Consider the following 2,807-nt stretch of genomic DNA (forward strand, 5'->3'; position numbering starts at 1 on the left):
TTCCGCACAGGCCGCCGCCGAGCACGGCGAAATCGGGCACGGCAGAGGACACCGAAGCATCCGGCGAGGCTTCCAGAATCGGGGAGCGAACTGATTGAGGTGAAGATGGTGCGGTCATCGGATCCTTTCCGTACGGCAACAAGCATGCGTACCCAAGGACGAAACCGGCTGGCAAAGCCGGCCGTGCAAACGATGCGCGCGAAAAACAACTTGCGCTGCACGCGTTGCCCGGCGGGAATCTGGACGCCACGCCCGAACCGGAGGAACGGACTCGAAAAAGCGGCGCCAGCAAGACTTTCCGGAAACTTCCCGCGCCGGTATTACCCGGATCGGGTGCGAAGGGTCTCTCTCAGCCTCACGGCGGCATGGCAGGCATACCGGTGAAGCACCCCTGTTTCGTCAGCAGTCATTAGACCACAAAAGGCGCGCGCGCCGCAAACCGCCCGGCGGGCCGGTTTGGACGCTGCCGATGCTGCATTGCGGGCGTTTTCGTGGGGCTTTGTGCGGTTTTTCATGTGTTGCCTTTACGCGCTTTCCTCTGCTTTTTGCGGTGCGCCGCTCAGTGCGTCCGACGGCTTTTTCGTCACCGCGCGCGGGCCGTAACGCCCCCTCAAAATGGGGCGCGCAAGCGGCGCTCTGGCACAATGCCCTGATCCCCGTATGCCGCCCGGCCGCCTGCGGGCGGTGAGAGAATGGGACGCGCGTGGTCGCGTGGCATTAAGACTCACTTAAGCGGCCCGCGACAGAATCGCTAGCAAGTCCGTCCACCGCGTGCCGTACGTGACCCGCGGCGCGTTCGCGAACGACACGGCAGAAGACGGCATACCGGACATACACGGTAGCACCCAGGGCAACACCATCAGGGCACAACATCAGGACGCTCATGACCAACCACACTCCCCGCGCCACGCCGGATCAGAACGAGCATCACAAGATCACGGCCTGGAGCCTCATCAAGCCCTACTGGGTGTCCGAGGAACGCTGGATCGCATGGGGCCTGCTCTTCGCGATCATCGCGATGAATCTCGCCGTTGTGTGGATCAACGTGCGTCTGAACGGCTGGAACGCGGACTTCTACAACGCCCTGCAAACCAAGGACGTCAAACAGTTCCCGCATCTGCTGCTGATCTTCACGGCGCTCGCGTTCGGCTTCATCATCCTCGCGGTGTACGGGCGGTATCTGCGCCAGATGCTCGGCTTCCGCTGGCGCCAGTGGCTCACCACGCACTATCTGAACGACTGGCTCGGACAGGGCGCGTTCTACCGCATCGAGCGCGACCGTCTCGCCGACAACCCCGACCAGCGTATCAGCGACGACCTCCAATCGTTCGCCACCAGCACGCTCTCGCTCACGCTCGATCTGCTCTCGACGGTCGTCACGCTGGTCTCGTTCATCACGATCCTGTGGACGATCGCGGGCGCGCTCACCTTCTCGCTGGGCAGCACGCCCATCACGATTCCGGGCTACATGGTCTGGGCCGCCGCGCTCTACGCCGTGTTCGGTTCGCTCGTGATCCAGAAGGTCGGCCATCCGCTCGTGTCGATCAATTACCAGCAACAAAAGGTGGAAGCGGACTTCCGCTTCGGCCTGATCCGCCTGCGTGAAAACGCCGAGCAGATCGCGCTCTACGACGGCATGCAAACCGAGCGCAGCAATGCGCAGGGCCTCTTCGAGCACATCCGCGAAAACTGGTGGCGCGTGATGAAGTACACGAAGCGCCTCACCTTCGTGCTGAGCTTCTACGGCCAGATCGCCATCATCTTCCCGATCGTCGTGGCCGCGCCGCGTTACTTCGCGGGCGCCTTCACGTTCGGCGTGCTGATGCAGATCTCGCAGGCCTTCGGCACCGTGAGCGACTGCTTCTCGTGGTTCATCAACAGTTACGCGAGCCTCGTCGAATGGCGCGCGACCGTGAATCGTCTGCGCGAATTCTCGCGCGTGGTGCACTCGCCGCGCCTGAAGGAAAGCGTCTCGCCGGCCACCGAGCATGGCGGCATCAATCTGCATTACGTCGACGCGAACCAACTGAGCACCGACCACCTCAAGCTCGCGCTGCCCAACGGCCAGCCGCTTTCGGAAGTGCGCGACATCGCCATCAAGCCGGGTTCGCGCTGGCTCGTGCGCGGCCCGTCGGGCGCGGGCAAGAGCACGCTGATGCGTGCGCTCGCGGGTCTCTGGCCGTTCGGCGAAGGCTCGATCGACGCGCCCGTGGATGCGCGCATGATGTTCATCCCGCAGCAGAGCTATCTGCCGATCGGCACGCTCAAGGCCGCGCTCACCTACCCCTCGCCCGCCACCGACTACAGCGACGAAGACTGCCGCGAAGCGCTGCGCGCGTGCCGTCTCGAAGGCTACGTCGACCGTCTGGAGGAATCGGCGCACTGGACGCGCGTGCTCTCGCCGGGCGAACAGCAGCGTCTCGCGGGCGCGCGCGTGCTGCTGCACAAGCCCGACTATCTGTTCCTCGACGAAGCGACCAGCGCGCTCGATCCGGACAACGAAAGCCGTCTCTACAAGCTCTTCATGGAGCGTCTGCCGAAGGCGGCGATCGTGAGCGTGGCGCATCGCGAATCGCTCGAGGCGTATCACCACGACACGCTCGAAATCGCGCGCTCGCCTGAAGAGCGCGTGGCGGCGTGAGCGTCGAAAGCCGCGCGGAGTCCGGCGAACGCGTCGTCCTGATCACGGGCGCGGGCTCCGGCATCGGCGCGGCGCTCGCGCGCAGGCTCGCCGCGCCAGGCATCGCGCTGATGCTGCACGCACGCGGCGCCAACTCGGCCTCACGCACCCGTCTCGCCGATGTCGC

General features: G+C 64.7%; 2 protein-coding genes and 1 riboswitch. Both genes read left to right on the plus strand.

Features of this window, described 5'->3' with window-relative positions; translation table 11 throughout:
• Window positions 1–289: 289 nt before the first annotated feature.
• Window positions 290–403, minus strand: a riboswitch (TPP riboswitch).
• A gap of 480 nt (window positions 404–883) precedes the next feature.
• Window positions 884–2,641 (plus strand): ABC transporter ATP-binding protein/permease, encoded by a 1,758-nt coding sequence (locus G3N97_RS37785; protein WP_205997850.1) that lies wholly within the window; start codon window positions 884–886, stop codon window positions 2,639–2,641.
• Window positions 2,638–2,807, plus strand: a 170-nt coding sequence (locus G3N97_RS37790; protein WP_205997851.1) for an SDR family NAD(P)-dependent oxidoreductase, incomplete at its 3' end; no start/stop codon positions are given. The genes G3N97_RS37785 and G3N97_RS37790, both read left to right, overlap by 4 nt.

This window comes from Paraburkholderia sp. Ac-20347 (assembly GCF_017104805.1).
GTDB lineage: Bacteria > Pseudomonadota > Gammaproteobacteria > Burkholderiales > Burkholderiaceae > Paraburkholderia > Paraburkholderia tropica.

Excerpts from the sequence above, each read along its gene's own strand:
- G3N97_RS37785 (WP_205997850.1), top strand. The coding sequence starts at position 884 with ATGACCAACCACACTCCCCGCGCCACGCCGGATCAGAACGAGCATCAC.